Origin of the sequence: Streptomyces sp. NPDC005408 (assembly GCF_040606445.1) — a bacterium.
Taxonomy (GTDB): Bacteria; Actinomycetota; Actinomycetes; order Streptomycetales; family Streptomycetaceae; genus Streptomyces.
The window spans coordinates 104,194-118,999 of sequence record NZ_JBEXEX010000017.1 but is presented as its reverse complement, the minus strand read 5'-3'; the positions used below and the strand labels follow the sequence as shown (position 1 = coordinate 118,999).

At 69.5% G+C, this 14,806-nt stretch carries 12 protein-coding genes and 4 tRNA genes; 8 read left to right on the top strand and 8 right to left on the bottom strand.

Annotated elements, in window-relative coordinates:
* From ABZS64_RS18580 to ABZS64_RS18560, 5 genes are all read right to left on the bottom strand, one after another.
* On the bottom strand, positions 1-1,850 hold a 1,850-nt coding region (locus ABZS64_RS18580), incomplete at its 3' end, for a DEAD/DEAH box helicase (protein ID WP_355830292.1).
* Positions 1,851-2,079: 229 nt separating this feature from the next.
* Positions 2,080-2,550 carry a hypothetical protein gene (locus ABZS64_RS18575; protein ID WP_355830289.1) on the bottom strand — a complete coding sequence of 157 codons (471 nt, stop codon included), beginning with the start codon at positions 2,548-2,550 and terminating at the stop codon, positions 2,080-2,082.
* Positions 2,551-2,726: 176 nt separating this feature from the next.
* A complete protein-coding gene (locus ABZS64_RS18570) occupies positions 2,727-3,089 on the bottom strand; it encodes a CrcB family protein (RefSeq protein ID WP_355830286.1) in 363 nt (120 codons plus the stop codon).
* Positions 3,086-3,580: a CrcB family protein gene (locus ABZS64_RS18565; RefSeq protein WP_355830284.1), complete on the bottom strand. Its 495-nt coding sequence runs from the start codon at positions 3,578-3,580 to the stop codon at positions 3,086-3,088. Before ABZS64_RS18565 ends, ABZS64_RS18570 begins: the two co-directional genes overlap by 4 nt.
* On the bottom strand, positions 3,577-3,927 hold the full coding sequence (locus ABZS64_RS18560; protein ID WP_186357137.1) for a metallopeptidase family protein: 351 nt from the start codon (positions 3,925-3,927) through the stop codon (positions 3,577-3,579). The genes ABZS64_RS18565 and ABZS64_RS18560 overlap by 4 nt, the downstream gene beginning before the upstream one ends.
* A gap of 74 nt (positions 3,928-4,001) precedes the next feature.
* Between ABZS64_RS18560 and ABZS64_RS18555 the strand changes: the two genes are divergently transcribed.
* The 4 genes from ABZS64_RS18555 (at position 4,002) to ABZS64_RS18540 (ending at position 5,985) form a co-directional block, all read left to right on the top strand.
* Positions 4,002-5,588, top strand: coding sequence for a metallophosphoesterase (locus ABZS64_RS18555; RefSeq protein WP_355830281.1), 1,587 nt, complete (start codon positions 4,002-4,004; stop codon positions 5,586-5,588).
* A gap of 114 nt (positions 5,589-5,702) precedes the next feature.
* Positions 5,703-5,775 (top strand) — tRNA-Glu (locus tag ABZS64_RS18550).
* Between the two features lie 39 nt (positions 5,776-5,814).
* Positions 5,815-5,889, top strand: a tRNA-Asp gene (locus ABZS64_RS18545).
* Positions 5,890-5,911: 22 nt separating this feature from the next.
* Positions 5,912-5,985 (top strand) — tRNA-Phe (locus ABZS64_RS18540).
* A gap of 102 nt (positions 5,986-6,087) precedes the next feature.
* On the opposite strand, the gene ABZS64_RS18535 is transcribed toward ABZS64_RS18540, so the two are convergent.
* A complete protein-coding gene (locus tag ABZS64_RS18535; RefSeq protein WP_355830280.1) occupies positions 6,088-6,894 on the bottom strand; it encodes a cytochrome c biogenesis CcdA family protein in 807 nt (268 codons plus the stop codon).
* 112 nt (positions 6,895-7,006) lie between these two features.
* Between ABZS64_RS18535 and hrpA the strand changes: the two genes are divergently transcribed.
* From hrpA to ABZS64_RS18520, 3 genes are all read left to right on the top strand, one after another.
* The gene (gene hrpA, locus ABZS64_RS18530) at positions 7,007-10,924 is read left to right on the top strand and encodes an ATP-dependent RNA helicase HrpA (protein ID WP_355830278.1); all 3,918 of its coding nucleotides are present in this window, start codon (positions 7,007-7,009) and stop codon (positions 10,922-10,924) included.
* A 93-nt stretch (positions 10,925-11,017) separates the two neighbouring features.
* Positions 11,018-11,092, top strand: a tRNA-Asp gene (locus tag ABZS64_RS18525).
* A 262-nt stretch (positions 11,093-11,354) separates the two neighbouring features.
* Positions 11,355-11,549 carry a DUF6274 family protein gene (locus ABZS64_RS18520; protein ID WP_355830275.1) on the top strand — a complete coding sequence of 65 codons (195 nt, stop codon included), beginning with the start codon at positions 11,355-11,357 and terminating at the stop codon, positions 11,547-11,549.
* Between the two features lie 382 nt (positions 11,550-11,931).
* Here the strand turns inward: ABZS64_RS18520 and bldC are convergent, their stop codons facing one another.
* A complete protein-coding gene (bldC, locus tag ABZS64_RS18515; RefSeq protein ID WP_003949541.1) occupies positions 11,932-12,138 on the bottom strand; it encodes a developmental transcriptional regulator BldC in 207 nt (68 codons plus the stop codon).
* 487 nt (positions 12,139-12,625) lie between these two features.
* Complete coding sequence (locus ABZS64_RS18510) at positions 12,626-13,465, bottom strand: hypothetical protein (protein ID WP_355830273.1); 840 nt, start codon at positions 13,463-13,465, stop codon at positions 12,626-12,628.
* Positions 13,466-13,621: 156 nt separating this feature from the next.
* On the opposite strand from ABZS64_RS18510, the gene ABZS64_RS18505 reads away from it, so the two are divergent.
* Positions 13,622-14,704: a Glu/Leu/Phe/Val dehydrogenase gene (locus tag ABZS64_RS18505; RefSeq protein ID WP_355830270.1), complete on the top strand. Its 1,083-nt coding sequence runs from the start codon at positions 13,622-13,624 to the stop codon at positions 14,702-14,704.
* Positions 14,705-14,806 lie beyond the last annotated feature (102 nt).

The following is a 14,806-nucleotide window of genomic DNA, read 5'->3' as shown; positions in this document are numbered from 1 at the left end:
GGACGGTCATCGCGGCGGAAACCGCCCGACGGACGGTCGTTGTCACGACGGAAGCCACCACGGTCGCCGCCGCGGTCGTCACGACGGTCGCCGCCACCGGAGCGGAAGCCACCCGACGGACGGTCATCGCGGCGGAAACCGCCCGACGGACGGTCGTTGTCACGACGGAAGCCACCACGGTCGCCGCCGCGGTCGTCACGACGGTCGCCGCCACGGCGCTCGAAGTTGCCCCGGTCGTCACGACGGTCGTACGCCGGACGCTCCTCGCGGCGCTCCGACTGCTCCGGCACCGAAGCCGCAGCCTCGGCAGCGACCTCGGCCTCGGCGACAGCCTGCACCTCGGCAACCGCGGTCTCCGGGTCGTCGCCACGCTCACGCGCCGCGCGCGCCACCAGGCGGTCGGCCTCCTCGCGGAGTTCGGCCGCGCGGCGCTGCACGCGCTCCAGCTGCTTGGTCAGGTCGGCGACCTCGCGCTCCGCCTGCTTGGCGGCGTTGTTCGCGGAGTCGGCCTGGACCTCGGTCAGCGAACGGGCGCCGGTGATCTCGGCGACCTCCGGGTCGAACGCGCCCGCACCCTGGACGATGTGGCGCGAGGCGTCGACGCCCGCGTCCTCCATCAGGCGGAAGATCTGGCGGCGCTGGTGCGGCAGGGACAGCGACACCACCGTGCCGGACTTGCCGGCGCGGGCGGTACGGCCCGAGCGGTGCAGGTAGTCCTTGTGGTCGCCGGCCGGGTCCACGTTCAGGACCAGGTCGATGCCGTCGACGTGGATACCGCGGGCGGCGACGTCGGTGGCGACGAGCGCGTTGACGTAGCCCTTCTTGAAGTCTTCGAGGACGCGCGTACGGGCGCCCTGCGTCATGCCGCCGTGCAGCGCGTCGGCCTTGACGCCCGAGTCCTGCAGCTGCTCGGCGATACGGTCCGCGCCCAGCTGGGTGCGGACGAAGATGATGGTGCGGCCCTTGCGGGCGGCGATCGCCGCGGTGACCGGCGCCTTGTCCTTCGGCTTCACGACGAGCACGTGGTGCGTCATGGTCGTGACGTTGCCCTGGGCGCTGTCGACCTCGTGGCTGACCGGGTTGGACAGGTAGCGCTTGACCAGCGTGCCGATCTCGTTCTCCATCGTCGCGGAGAAGAGCATGCGCTGGCCGCCGGCGGGAACCTGGTCGAGCAGCTCGGTGACCTCGGGCAGGAAGCCCAGGTCGGACATCTGGTCGGCCTCGTCGAGGACGGCGACCTGGACGTTCTCGAGGGAGCAGGCGCCACGGTTGATGATGTCGCGCAGTCGGCCCGGCGTGGCGACGAGGACGTCGACGCCGCGCTCGAGCGCGTAGATCTGGTTGCCCATGGACGTACCGCCGCAGACGACCTTCATCTTGAGGCCGAGTACGTCGCCGTACGGCTGCAGCGCGTCCGCGACCTGCATCGCGAGCTCACGGGTCGGGGTGAGGATGACCGCGCGGGGCTTCTTCTTGTCGGTGTGGCCGCCGGCCAGCGTGGCCAGGGTCGGCAGGCCGAAGGAGAGGGTCTTGCCGGAGCCGGTGCGGCCACGGCCGAGGATGTCCTTGCCGGCCAGGGCGTCCGGGATGGTCGCGGCCTGGATCGGGAAGGGGACGGTCACGCCGTTCTGCGCGAGCTTGCGGACGACGCCCTCGGGCAGACCCAGGTCGCCGAAGGTGACGGTCGGCTCAGCGGCCTCGGTCTCCGCAGCCTCGACGTTGTCGTCGGTCTCTACGGTCTCGACGGCCTCGGAAACGGCCTCGGACGCCTCGACGATCTCGGCAGCGGAAGCCGCCACGGCCTCGTTGTTCTCGGGCATGACGGCGTGATCAGTACTGAAAGTGGACATGCGAAATGCGAAACCTTCCGGAGTCTCGGCACGCGCCCAAACTCCGTGAATCGCAAATTCGACCGCCTCAATGCGGTCAGCCACGGCAAGGGAGAGTACGCGCCACGCGGCGCTCTTCTGTGTCGGCGCCGGGCAATGGGATCAAACGATCTATAACCATACGCACCCTCCCCCACAAAAGGCAAACCACACCCGAGTGACTCCGGTTACATGGGTCCCCGCACAGCCTCTACATGGGCCCCACCTGCGGCGATGCCGTCGGTTCGCCCTGCGTCCCCTGCCCGTCCGCCATCCGCATCGCCCCCGCGTGCACCTCCGGAGCCGACGACGCCGACGGCGGATCCGACGGCTCGCTCGGCTGCGGCGAGGGGCTCACCGGCGGCGGCTCGGACGGCGAAGGCTGCGGCGGTGACGGCTGTACGGACGGGGACACTCCGCCCCGCGTCGGCTCGGGCTGCCCCGGCTGCTGCGGCTTCTGCCCGCCCTCCGAGGGCCTCGTCGTGGGGCCCACGGAATCGCTCGGGCTCGGCGACGCCCCGTCCTCACCGTCCTCGCCGGACGTGTCCGAGCCGTCGCGCCCCCCGGCGGCATGCCGCCCGCCCGGTGCCGCGTGCCCTCCGTCCGGCTCGGCCACCGTCCCGCGCCGGTCGCTGGTCGAACGGGGCGCCGGCTTCCCGCCCTCGTCGTCGCTCACGCTCATACAGCCTGCCGAGGCTGCGACCGCCAGCGACGCGGCGATCCAGACAGCCAAACGGCCTGGGGCGGACAACTGGCGCACGAGCGGCACCTCCGGGGGCACGGGAAATAGGACAGGTTTCACTGCCCAACTCCCTGTGCCCCACAAGGGACACGCACCGCGCGCCAAGGACAGCGCCCCTACGCCACCAGCCCGCTCGCCAACTCCGCGCCCAGGAACACCGATCCGAGCCCCACCAGCAGCGACGCGCCGACGTTCGCGGCCGCGAGGAACATCCAGCCGCGCTCGGCCAGCCGCAGCGTCTCGTACGAAAACGTGGAGTACGTCGTCAGCGCACCGCACAGACCCGTACCGAGCACTGCGTACGTCTGCGAGGACACCGCCGCACCGGAGAGCGCGCCCAGCACCAGGCTGCCCGCCGCGTTGACCACGAAGGTCCCCCACGGGAACACCGAGTCGTGCCGCGCCTGGACCGCACGGTCCGTCAGATACCGCAGCGGCGCGCCGACCGCGGCGCCCACCGCCACCAGGAGCCAGGTCACTTGAGGACCGTCCGCGCCACGACCGCCCGGGTCGCCGAGGCCGCCAGCCACACCGCAACCACGGCCCCCACGACCGTCCCGGCCGCGTACACCAGCGCCGTGCCCGCCTCCTCGCGCTCGAGGAGCTTCTTGAAGTCCAGTGCGTACGTGGAGAAGGTGGTGAAGCCGCCGAGCACACCGACACCGAGGAACGGCCGCACCAGCGGATGCGCGGGCCTGCCGCCCCGGCCGCCCTCGCTGACCAGGACCATCAGCACGCCGATCAGCGCGCACCCGAGCAGATTGATGCAGAGCGTCGCCCACACCGACGGCCAGGCCAGCGACACTCCGTACCGCGCACACGCCCCGGCCACACCGCCCCCCGCGATCACCGCGAGCACCACCCACTTGTGCGCGCCCGCGGTCTCGGCGCGCTGCGCGGGCACATGAAGATCGACATCCGGATCGATCGCCTCCGAGGAGGGTCCGTGGGAATAGTTCGAGTGGCTCATCCGTACCCCAGCGCGTGCAGCCGCTCGTCGTCGATCCCGAAGTGGTGGGCGATCTCGTGCACGACGGTGATCTCGGTCTCCTCGACGACGTCCTCCCGGGTCTCGCAGATCCGCAGCGTCGGCCCGCGGTAGATGGTGATCCGGTCCGGCAGCACGCCCGCGTACCACTCGCCGCGGTCGGTGAGCGGAGTCCCCTCGTAGAGCCCGAGCAGCTCGGGGTCGTCGGCGGCGGGCTCGTCCTCGACGAACACCGCGACGTTGTCCATCAGCCGCGTCAGCTCGGGCGGGATCCTGTCCAGGGCCTCGGCGACCAGTTCCTCGAACTCCTCGCGCGTCATCTCCAGCACGTGGCCATTGTCACGTACGGCGCCCGGGCGGTCGCCCCGGCATGGCCGCCCCCCGGAATGGGCATACGGGACCAATGGCCCGTGAAGCCCCGGAACCGACCCGATCGATCCGCGCCGCGCTCACCCGGTTCCAGCGCCACTACCGCTCACGCAACACAGGTCCCACCAGCACCCTGGTCCAGGGCCCGCACCCGTGGACCCGTGCGTTGGGCCTCACCGCGGTGGTCCTCCTCGGAGCCTGGCTCGGCCTCCTGATCGTCGGCAGCGTGCGTACACCGGTCGGCCCGATGGACACGACCATGACCCTGCGCCCGTCCCTCTCCGGCGGAACGAAGATCAACGTCTCCCCGCTGGGCGCGCTGGAGCTCGACTCGCATGTCGCGCCCGTCCGCCTCGACGTCGACGTCGACCAGCTCGACCCGGTCCGCTCCCAGGCGCTGGTCGAGCACCCCGAGCGCATCTCCGGTCTCCAGGACGAGGTCGTCCACGACGTGACCGACGGCACCACCGAACTGGCCGTGCGCTCCTGCGTCGCCGTCGTCTCCGGAGCGACCGCGCTCGGCCTCGCGGTCTACCGCCGCCCGCGCCGGGCCCTCGCAGCCGGCGGTCTCGCGCTCGCCCTGCTGACCGCGTCCGGCATCTCCGCGTACGCCACCTGGAACCCGAAGTCCGTCCTGGAACCGAAGTTCTCCGGACTGCTCTCCAGCGCCCCCTCGGTCGTCGGCAACGCGCGCTCCATCGTCACCGAATTCGACGTCTACCAGCAGGAGTTGGCGCGCCTGGTCACCAATGTCACCAAGCTGTACGACGCGACCTCCACCCTGCCGACGTACCAGCCGGACCCCCGCACGATGCGGGTGCTGCACGTCTCGGACATCCACCTCAACCCGGCGGCGTGGCACATCATCGGCTCGCTCGTCGAGCAGTACGGAATCGACGTGATCATCGACTCCGGCGACACCATGGACCACGGCACCACCGCCGAGAACGGCTTCCTCGACCCGATCCCCGACCTCGGCGCGCCCTACGTCTGGGTCCGCGGCAACCACGACTCCGGCGCCACACAGGCGTATCTCGCCCGCCTGAAGAACGTGCACGTCCTCGACGACGGCCGGGCGGTCACGGTCGCGGGCCTGCGCATCGCGGGCTTCGGCGACCCCCAGTTCACGCCCGACCGCTCGATCGTCGCCGAGGGCGACCCGGCCGAACGCATGACCGGCATCCGCTTCGCCTCCGCCCTGCGCGACCAGACCCGCGCCGGGACCCCCGTCGACATCGCGGTCACCCACAACCCGGTCGCAGCCCGCGAGACCGACGGCGAGGTCCCGCTGGTCCTGGCGGGCCATGTCCACCACCGCGAGACCGAGGTACTCCCACACGGCACACGCCTGAAGGTCGAGGGCTCGACGGGCGGCGGCGGCCTGCGCGCGGTCCAGAACGAGAAGCCGGAGAAGGTACGGGCGTCGGTCCTGTATCTGGACCGTACGACCAGACGGCTGCAGGCGTGGGACGAGATCACGCTGGGAGGCCTGGGCCTGACGACGGCCGAGGTCAGCCGCCACCTCCCGGAGGACAACCACCCGGGCGCGACCCCGTCCCCGAGCGTCCCCTCCCTGCCTGCCTCTTCCTCCCCGACTACGTTGTCCAGGGGAGCACGCTGACATCAGCGGCTCCGCCGCGGGCCAGACCCCGTAAACCGTTTTGGCGATAGCTCCCCGCATCCCATATGCTTCTCACGTCCCCGACGCGCTGCGAAGCGCCCAGGTGGGCCCTTAGCCCTCATCGTCTAGTGGCCCAGGACGCCGCCCTTTCAAGGCGGTAGCACGGGTTCGAATCCCGTTGGGGGCACGCTTAACCATGTGCGAGACTTGTGCTCGCACATTGCTTGGTCCTGTGGAGCAGCTTGGAGTGCTCGCCACCCTGTCAAGGTGGAGGCCGCGGGTTCAAATCCCGTCAGGACCGCTGCGGCTCGTAAGAGCTGCGTGGCTGGGTAGCTCAGTTGGTACGAGCGATCGCCTGAAAAGCGATAGGTCGCCGGTTCGACCCCGGCCCCAGCCACAACCCGAAAGCCCCGAGTCCCCCGCGGACCGGGGCTTTCGCCGTATCTGGACCCGTACAAGCGAAAGGGCCCGGTCCGCCACGGACCGGGCCCTTCGTCTCCTACGCCCGCTCCCGCCGGCGCCAGCCGCGGACGCCGAGGGTGATGGAGGCCACCGCCGCCACCACGATCAGCAGTGCCCAGTCCGGGACCGCCTCACCGAGGCCGGTTGCCCACTGTTCCGCGGCGAACGAGTCGTTGACCGACAGCAGCCCCGGCAGCGACGTCGTGCCGTCGAAGGCGAGGAAGACCGCCCCCAGCACAATGAAGAAGAGGCCCGACAGCAGCGATGTCGTATGCAGCTCGAAGCGGCCGACGTGCAGCGAACGGCCGCGCAGCCAGCGGCGTTTGCCCAGGTCGAGGCGGTCCCACAGGAGCGCCAGCAGGAAGAGGGGGACGGCCATGCCCAGGGCGTAGACCGCGAGGAGCAGGCCGCCGTAGGGCGGGCTGCCGGTCAGGGCCGCCACCGTCAGGACGCTGCCGAGGATCGGGCCCGCGCAGAAGCCCGCGAGGCCGTAGACCAGGCCGAGGGCGTAGACGGAGACCGCGGTCGTCGGGCGGATGCGGCCCGAGATCTCGGTCATACGGCGTGAGGCGAAGCCCATCCCCAGGATCTGGGCCGCGCCGAGCGCGATGATCAGCCAGCCGCCGGTGGAGACCAGCAGCTCGCGGTGGCCGTAGAAGAGTCGCCCGGCGAAGGATCCGGCCGCGCCCAGCGGGACAAGGGTCGTGGCCAGTCCCGCGTAGAAGATTCCCGTGCGGGCCAGCAGCTTGCCCGCCGAGTCGAGGGAGTACGCGAAGAACGCGGGGAGCAGCAGCGCGGTCACGGTTGCCGGAAGACGGCGCCGGAACTCGCGGCCGATCGGCATGGACGTGCTTCCCCCCGGTTCCGGAAGTGGACGGATCTGCTCCATACTGCACCAGCTCGTGAGCGAAATGCGTTCGCCAGTGCTTTCCCGGGAGTGCGATCCTGGGACCCGTATGTCTACTTCCTTCGCAGACCTTCAGACCCTGCTGGCCGGGGCGTCACTGCGCGACGCCCACCGGCTCGGCCGCCGTCTCGAAGGCGCCCGCCGCATCCGTAAGCCCGAGGCGCGGCAGGCCGTGCTGGACGAGATCGCCGCCGAGGCCGAGCAGTCCGCTGCCCGCGCGGCCCGGCGCGCCACCCGGGTCCCCGAGGTCACGTACCCCGAGCAGCTCCCGGTCAGCCAGAAGAAGGACGTGATCCTCGAGGCGATACGGGACCACCAGGTCGTGATCGTCGCGGGCGAGACCGGCTCGGGCAAGACGACCCAGATCCCGAAGATCTGTCTGGAGCTGGGCCGGGGCGTACGCGGCATGATCGGCCATACGCAGCCGCGAAGGATCGCCGCCCGCACCGTCGCCGAACGCGTCGCGGAGGAGCTGCGCACCCCTCTCGGCGAGGCGGTCGGCTGGAAGGTCCGCTTCACGGACCAGGTCGGCGGCGACACCTTCGTCAAGCTGATGACGGACGGCATCCTGCTCGCCGAGATCCAGACGGACCGCGAGCTGCGCGCGTACGACACGATCATCCTCGACGAGGCCCACGAGCGGTCTCTGAACATCGACTTCCTGCTCGGCTATCTCGCCCAGCTGCTGCCCAAGCGCCCCGACCTCAAGGTGATCATCACCTCCGCGACGATCGACCCGGAGCGCTTCTCCCGCCACTTCGGCGACGCCCCGATCGTCGAGGTCAGCGGCCGTACGTACCCCGTCGAGGTCCGCTACCGCCCTCTTCTCGAAGACGAGAGCGAAGAGAGCGACCGCGACCAGATCACCGCGATCTGCGACGCCGTCGAGGAGCTCCAGGGCGAGGGCAAGGGCGACATCCTCGTCTTCCTCTCCGGGGAGCGCGAGATCCGCGACACCGCGGACGCGCTCAACAAGAAGCAGTACCGCTTCACGGAAGTGCTGCCGCTGTACGCGCGGCTCTCGCACGCCGAGCAGCACCGCGTCTTCCAGTCGCACACCGGCCGCAGGATCGTTCTCGCGACGAATGTCGCCGAGACCTCGCTGACCGTCCCCGGCATCAAGTACGTGATCGACCCGGGCACCGCCCGTATCTCCCGCTACAGCCACCGCACCAAGGTCCAGCGCCTGCCCATCGAGCGGATCAGTCAGGCCAGCGCCAACCAGCGCAAGGGCCGCTGCGGCCGTACGTCGGACGGAATCTGCATCCGGCTGTACGACGAGGACGACTTCCTGTCCCGCCCGGAGTTCACGGACGCCGAGATCCTGCGTACGAACCTGGCGTCCGTCATCCTCCAGATGACCGCGGCCGGCCTCGGCGACATCGAGAAGTTCCCCTTCATCGACCCGCCGGACCACCGCAATATCCGCGACGGTGTCCAACTCCTGCAGGAACTGGGCGCGTTCGACCCGGCGCAGAAGGACCCGAAGAAGAAGCTGACCCAGCTCGGCCGCAAGCTCTCCCAGCTCCCGGTCGACCCGCGGCTCGCCCGTATGGTCATCGAGGCCGACAAGAACGGCTGCGTACGCGAGGTCATGGTGATCGCGGCCGCGCTCTCCATCCAGGACCCGCGCGAGCGGCCCGCCGACAAGCAGACGCAGGCCGACCAGCAGCACGCCCGCTTCAAGGACGAGACCTCCGACTTCCTCGCCCATCTCAACCTCTGGCGGTACATCCGCGAGCAGCAGAAGGAGCGCGGCTCCTCCAGCTTCCGCCGGATGTGCAAGCAGGAGTATCTGAACTTCCTGCGCATCCGCGAGTGGCAGGACATCTACGCGCAGCTGCGTACGGTCGCCAAGCAGATGGGCATCCATCTCAACGAGGAGGACGCTCCCGAGCAGTCCGTCCACACCTCGCTGCTGGCCGGTCTGCTCTCGCACATCGGCCTGAAGGACACCGACAAGAACGAGTATCTGGGTGCCCGCAGCGCCAAGTTCGCCGTCTTCCCCGGCTCTGCGCTCTTCAAGAAGCCCCCGCGCTTCATCATGTCGGCGGAGCTCGTCGAGACCTCCCGGCTGTGGGCGCGGGTCAACGCCAGGGTCGAGCCGGAGTGGATCGAGCCCCTCGCGCAGCATCTGATCAAGCGCACCTACAGCGAGCCGCACTGGGAGAAGGACGCGGCCGCCGTGATGGCGTACGAGCGGGTCACCCTGTACGGCGTGCCGATCGTCGCCCAGCGCAAGGTGAACTACGGGCGCATCGATCCCGAGACCTCCCGCGATCTCTTCATCCGCAACGCGCTGGTCGAGGGCGACTGGCGTACGCACCACAAGTTCTTCGCGGACAACCGCAGACTCCTCACCGAGGTCGAGGAGTTGGAGCACCGCGCCCGCCGCCGCGACATTCTGGTGGACGACGAGACGCTCTTCGACTTCTACGACCAGCGCGTACCCGAACATGTCGTGTCCGGCGCGCACTTCGACTCGTGGTGGAAGCACAAGCGCCAGGACGAGCCCGAACTCCTCGATTTCGAGCGCGAGATGCTCATCAATGAGAAGGCCGGACAGGTCACCAAGGACGACTATCCCGACTCCTGGCGCCAGGGTCCGCTGAAGTTCCGGGTGACGTACCAGTTCGAGCCGGGCGCGGACGCGGACGGTGTGACCGTCCACATCCCCCTCCAGGTGCTCAACCAGGTCACGAGCGAAGGCTTCGACTGGCAGATCCCGGGGCTGCGCGAGGACGTGGTGATGGAGCTGATCCGCTCCCTGCCGAAGCCGATCCGGCGGCACTACGTCCCGGCGCCGAACTACGCGAAGGCATTCCTGGAGCGGGCGGTGCCCCTGCAGGAGCCGCTGCCGACCACGCTCGCCCGTGAGCTCCAGCGCATGGTCGGCGTCCCGGTCACTGCCGACGACTTCGATCTGACCCGGATGCCCGACCACCTCAAGATCACGTTCCGGATCGTCGACGAGCGCCGCAAGAACCTGGCCGAGAACAAGGACCTGGAGGCGCTGAAGCTCCAGCTGAGGCCGAGGGCGCGCCAGGCCCTGTCCAAGGCCGCGGCGGCGACCGCGGGCCCCTCGGGCGAGTCCATCGAGCGCTCGGGCCTCACGGACTGGACGATCGGCACGCTGACCCGCGTCTTCGAGACCCGGCGCGCGGGCCAGCCGGTCAAGGCCTACCCGGCGCTGGTCGACTCCGGCGACAGCGTCTGCGTACGCCTCTTCGACACCGAGGCCGAGCAGCAGCAGTCGATGTGGCAGGGCACGCGGAAGCTGATCCTGCTCAACATCCCTGTGAACCCTGCCAAGTTCGCCTCCGACAAGCTGACCAACCAGCAGAAGCTGGCCCTGTCGCGCAATCCGCACGGCTCGATCCAGGCGCTCTTCGACGACTGCGCCATGGCCGCGGCGGACAAGCTGATCGCCGACCACGGCGGTCCGGCCTGGGACGAGGAGTCGTACCGCAAGCTGTACGACAAGGTGCGGGCCGACCTCGTCGACGCGACCGTACGGACGGTGGGCCAGGTCCAGCAGATCCTGGCCGCCTGGCAGGCCTGTGAGCGCCGCCTGAAGGCCACGAACAGCCTGACGCTGGTCAACAACGTCCAGGACGTGCGCGAGCAGCTGGCGGCCCTGATGCCGTCCGGCTTCGTCACGAAGACCGGCCTGCGCCGGCTGCCGGACCTGATGCGCTATCTGGTGGCCGTGGACCGCCGGCTCCAGCAGATGCCGACGGCCGTCCAGCGCGACACGACGCGCATGGAGAAGGTCCACGAGATGCAGGACGAGTACGCCTGGCTGCTGGAGCAGATGCCGCAGGGCCGGCCGGTCCCGCAGGAGGTCCTGGACATCCGCTGGATGGTCGAGGAGCTGCGGGTGAGCTACTTCGCACACGCCCTGGGCACGGCGCATCCGGTCTCCGACAAGCGCATCGTGAAGGCGATCGACGCGGCGGCGCCCTGACGCGGCGGAGCGGCTTGAATCGAGTTCGACCGCACCCACTGACCTGCTGTACAGTCTCTCTCGCAGCCAACGCACATGAGGGCTGCGAAACCAGGTCCTGTGGAGCAGCTTGGAGTGCTCGCCACCCTGTCAAGGTGGAGGCCGCGGGTTCAAATCCCGTCAGGACCGCAGTGATTACGAAGGCCCGCACCGTTCGGTGCGGGCCTTCGTCGTGTACGGGGCTCCGCCCCGGACCCCGCGGGCTTGCCCCCACGCGGCGGAGCCACACATGTCACAGCCGGGAAGGGGCGGGTAGGGGAAACCGGCCCGCCGGACGACTCACGCGGCACTGGCGTCACACCCGCCGCAGGCGTGTGCCGGGCGTCTTGACGGCGTCATCTGCCACCGGTACCCAGTGCATAGAGGACGGCACACACCGGAGGTGACGTGCATGGCGGCGTCCGCAGCGAGGCAGCACGAGACCAGAGCGCTTCTGCGCGCCCATCTGAAGGCCGCATCCGGCTATCGGCACCTCACACGGCACTGCCCGATCTGCTACCGCCTCTTAACGCTCGCCATGGAGCCCTCCGCGGAGCCCTCCGAAGCCGCCCCCCGCCCCGAGGCCGAGGCTCCCGTACTCGAGTGACCCGGCCCTGCCTGCACGCGAGTTCGCCCGTGGCACGCTCGACTTTGGCAAGAGTTGTGCAGTGTGACGGGAGTCACCGAACAGGTTTCCCGAACGGGGGAATTTACCCCCTCCCTACAACCGACCAATTTAATATGTGCAATTGCACCACCTTCCGAGCACCTCCCCACCCCTCCGGCCACCCCTCCGGCCGCCCCTCCCCCAGGACTCAGGGCCGACCGGCCGCCGCCTCTCCCCGGGCACAAAAAAATCGCGCTGGACCCGGCGGAGTCCAGCGCGATCGATGACGAAAGGTGTCCGTTGGGGCAGACGCCCGTCATGTGGAGCTATAGGTGGGCTTGCCGGGATGGGGGGCCCGGAAATGCCCGATCAAATGGGGTGTTCAGGCCTCGCTGCGCTGCTGCGGAATACCCGCAAGCAGTGCGCGGACCTCAGCCTCGCGATACCGACGATGTCCACCGAGCGTGCGGATGGACGTGAGCTTGCCGGCCTTCGCCCAGCGGGTCACCGTCTTCGGGTCCACGCGGAACATCGTGGCAACCTCAGCCGGGGTCAGCAGCGGCTCGGCATCAGGGGTGCGAGCGGTCATGAGCGGCCTCCTCGGGAGAACCGAACCTTCTCGGTTCTTTCCTCTAAATTCTGCACCTTGACCCGCGTTGCCCGAAATGGCGGACGCGGGCCGAGTCGGTTATAGGACGAACGGCTTGTCCTCGGCACTACAACTACACCATCTGTCCAGCCACGTCGGCCAAACCGACGGAATTGCCCTCTGAGGTGTCCAACAGCGTCGGAACGCCGATGGACCATGTCATAGCGGACAGTCACGTCACAGTGACGATCAGTCACAGAGCGATCAGGAGTCGTCAGACCCCCCGTAGAGTGCAATGCCGAGCATTCCGCCCTTAGTTGGACGGAAGGAGTCCTCCCCGGACTCCTTGTCCTATTTTGACACGAGGGTAGGCGATGGGCGCAAGAGCCCAGTAAGTGCCGTCCGTCACGCTTGAGACAAAGGCCCGGATCGGGACCTACGTCCTGGACCGATGGCCTCAATGAGGCTCAATGATCCACAGAAACGCTCAGTTGGCGAACTGAAGGTCCCTCACAGCCCGCCAGCGCTCGACAAGACGCGCGTACGCCTCGCCGGCGCCTTCGCCGTCCCCGGCCTGCAGCGCCGCGATCCCCTCGGCAAGATCCGCAGCCGAACGGTCCTCCGCGAGCCGAGGTCCCGCAAGAGCGTGCACCAGGCCGCCGTAGTCCAGCTCGACCAGGGAACGCGGATGGAATTCCTCCAGCCACCGCCCCACATCTACCAGGCCCTCCGTGAGCGAGCCCTCGTCGATCGTCTCCCGCAGCGCCTTCAGCGCCCGGGCCACCCGGCGCCGCGCCTGCACCATCGGCGTCCGGTAGCGCAGCACGGCCGCCGCGGGCCCGGCGGGCTCGTATTCGCGCTCTTCGTCCGAGAAGAGCGCGAACCAGCGCACCGGCACCTGCCAGACCGACGTCCTGATCCACGGCCTCGCGTCGGGGTTGCGCTCGCGCCACTGCTCGTAGTCGGCGGCTGCCTGCCCGCGCACCACCGGCGGCAGTACCGCGTCGAGCAGCGGCGCGGGCAGCTGCTCGGACAGCTCCTCCAGCGCCAGCCAGCCGCGCAGCCGGGTCCGCCAAGGGCAGACGCAGACCACCCCGTCCACCTCCGTGACAAAGGCGTCGCCGCTCTCGTGGACCGGCACCGGGACGGGCGGGGTGGGCAGCAAGTCGGCGAGCGAGCGCCGGAGTTCGTCCTGCGCGGTGGGGGTGCGCTCCCGGCGGGCGTAGCGGGCCCAGTGGCTCCGCTCCGGCTCGGGAAAGGCCGCCAGCGGCTCGTACACCCGCAGGTAGGCCGCGTACGGGACGAGGACCGAGGACAGCGCTGGCATGCCGCAAATCCTTCCATGCCGGTACTCCGCCAGGGGGTGATCCTCAGCACTGGGTCGGATCTACGCACGCGTAGGACTTACCCTCTGTCCCAACTGGGCCTTCCCCACCCACAGGAAGCCCTTCATTCCGCCGCTTCGTACTTGGGAGTCACCACCGTGACCGATGTGACCGACGGCGTCCTGCACACCCTGTTCCGATCGGACCAGGGCGGCCACGAGCAAGTCGTGCTGTGCCAGGACCGCGCCTCCGGCCTCAAAGCCGTCATCGCCATCCACTCGACCGCCCTGGGCCCTGCCCTCGGCGGTACCCGCTTCTACCCGTACGCCACCGAGGAAGAGGCCGTCGCCGACGCGCTGAACCTCTCCCGGGGGATGTCGTACAAGAACGCCATGGCCGGACTCGACCACGGCGGCGGCAAGGCCGTGATCATCGGTGACCCCGAGACGATCAAGACCGAAGAGCTGCTGCTGGCCTACGGCCGGTTCGTGGACTCCCTCGGTGGCCGCTACGTCACCGCCTGCGACGTCGGCACGTATGTCGCGGACATGGACGTCGTGGCCCGGGAGACGCGCTGGGCCACCGGCCGCTCGCCCGAGAACGGCGGCGCCGGCGACTCGTCGGTCCTGACCGCGTACGGCGTCTTCCAGGGCATGCGCGCCTCCGCCCAGCATCAGTGGGGCGACCCGACGCTGCGCGGCCGCAAGGTCGGCATCGCGGGCGTCGGCAAGGTCGGGCACCACCTGGTCGAGCATCTGCTCAAGGACGGCGCCGAGGTCGTGATCACGGATGTGCGCGAGGAGTCCGTACGCCGGATTCTCGACAAGCACCCGCAGGTGACGGCGGTCGCGGACACCGACGCCCTGATCCGTACGGAGGGCCTGGACGTCTACGCCCCCTGTGCGCTCGGCGGCGCGCTGAACGACGACTCCGTGCCCGCTCTGACCGCGAAGGTCGTCTGCGGCGCTGCCAACAACCAGCTCGCGCACCCGGGCGTGGAGAAGGACCTCGCGGACCGCGGGATCCTCTACGCCCCCGACTATGTGGTGAACGCGGGTGGCGTGATCCAGGTCGCCGACGAGCTGCACGGCTTCGACTTCGACCGCTGCAAGGCAAAGGCGGCGAAGATCTTCGACACCACGCTGGCGATATTCGCACGTGCGAAGGAAGACGGCATTCCGCCCGCCGCGGCGGCCGACCGGATCGCCGAACAGCGGATGGCGGAAGCCCGCCGGCGCTGATCCTCGCCGGGCCCGGCCCGCCGCCGCGGGAGAGAAGACTCACCCCGGTCGGCGGGTCGACGGCCAAGAAGAGGTTAAAATCGCAGTTGACCAGCGAGGACG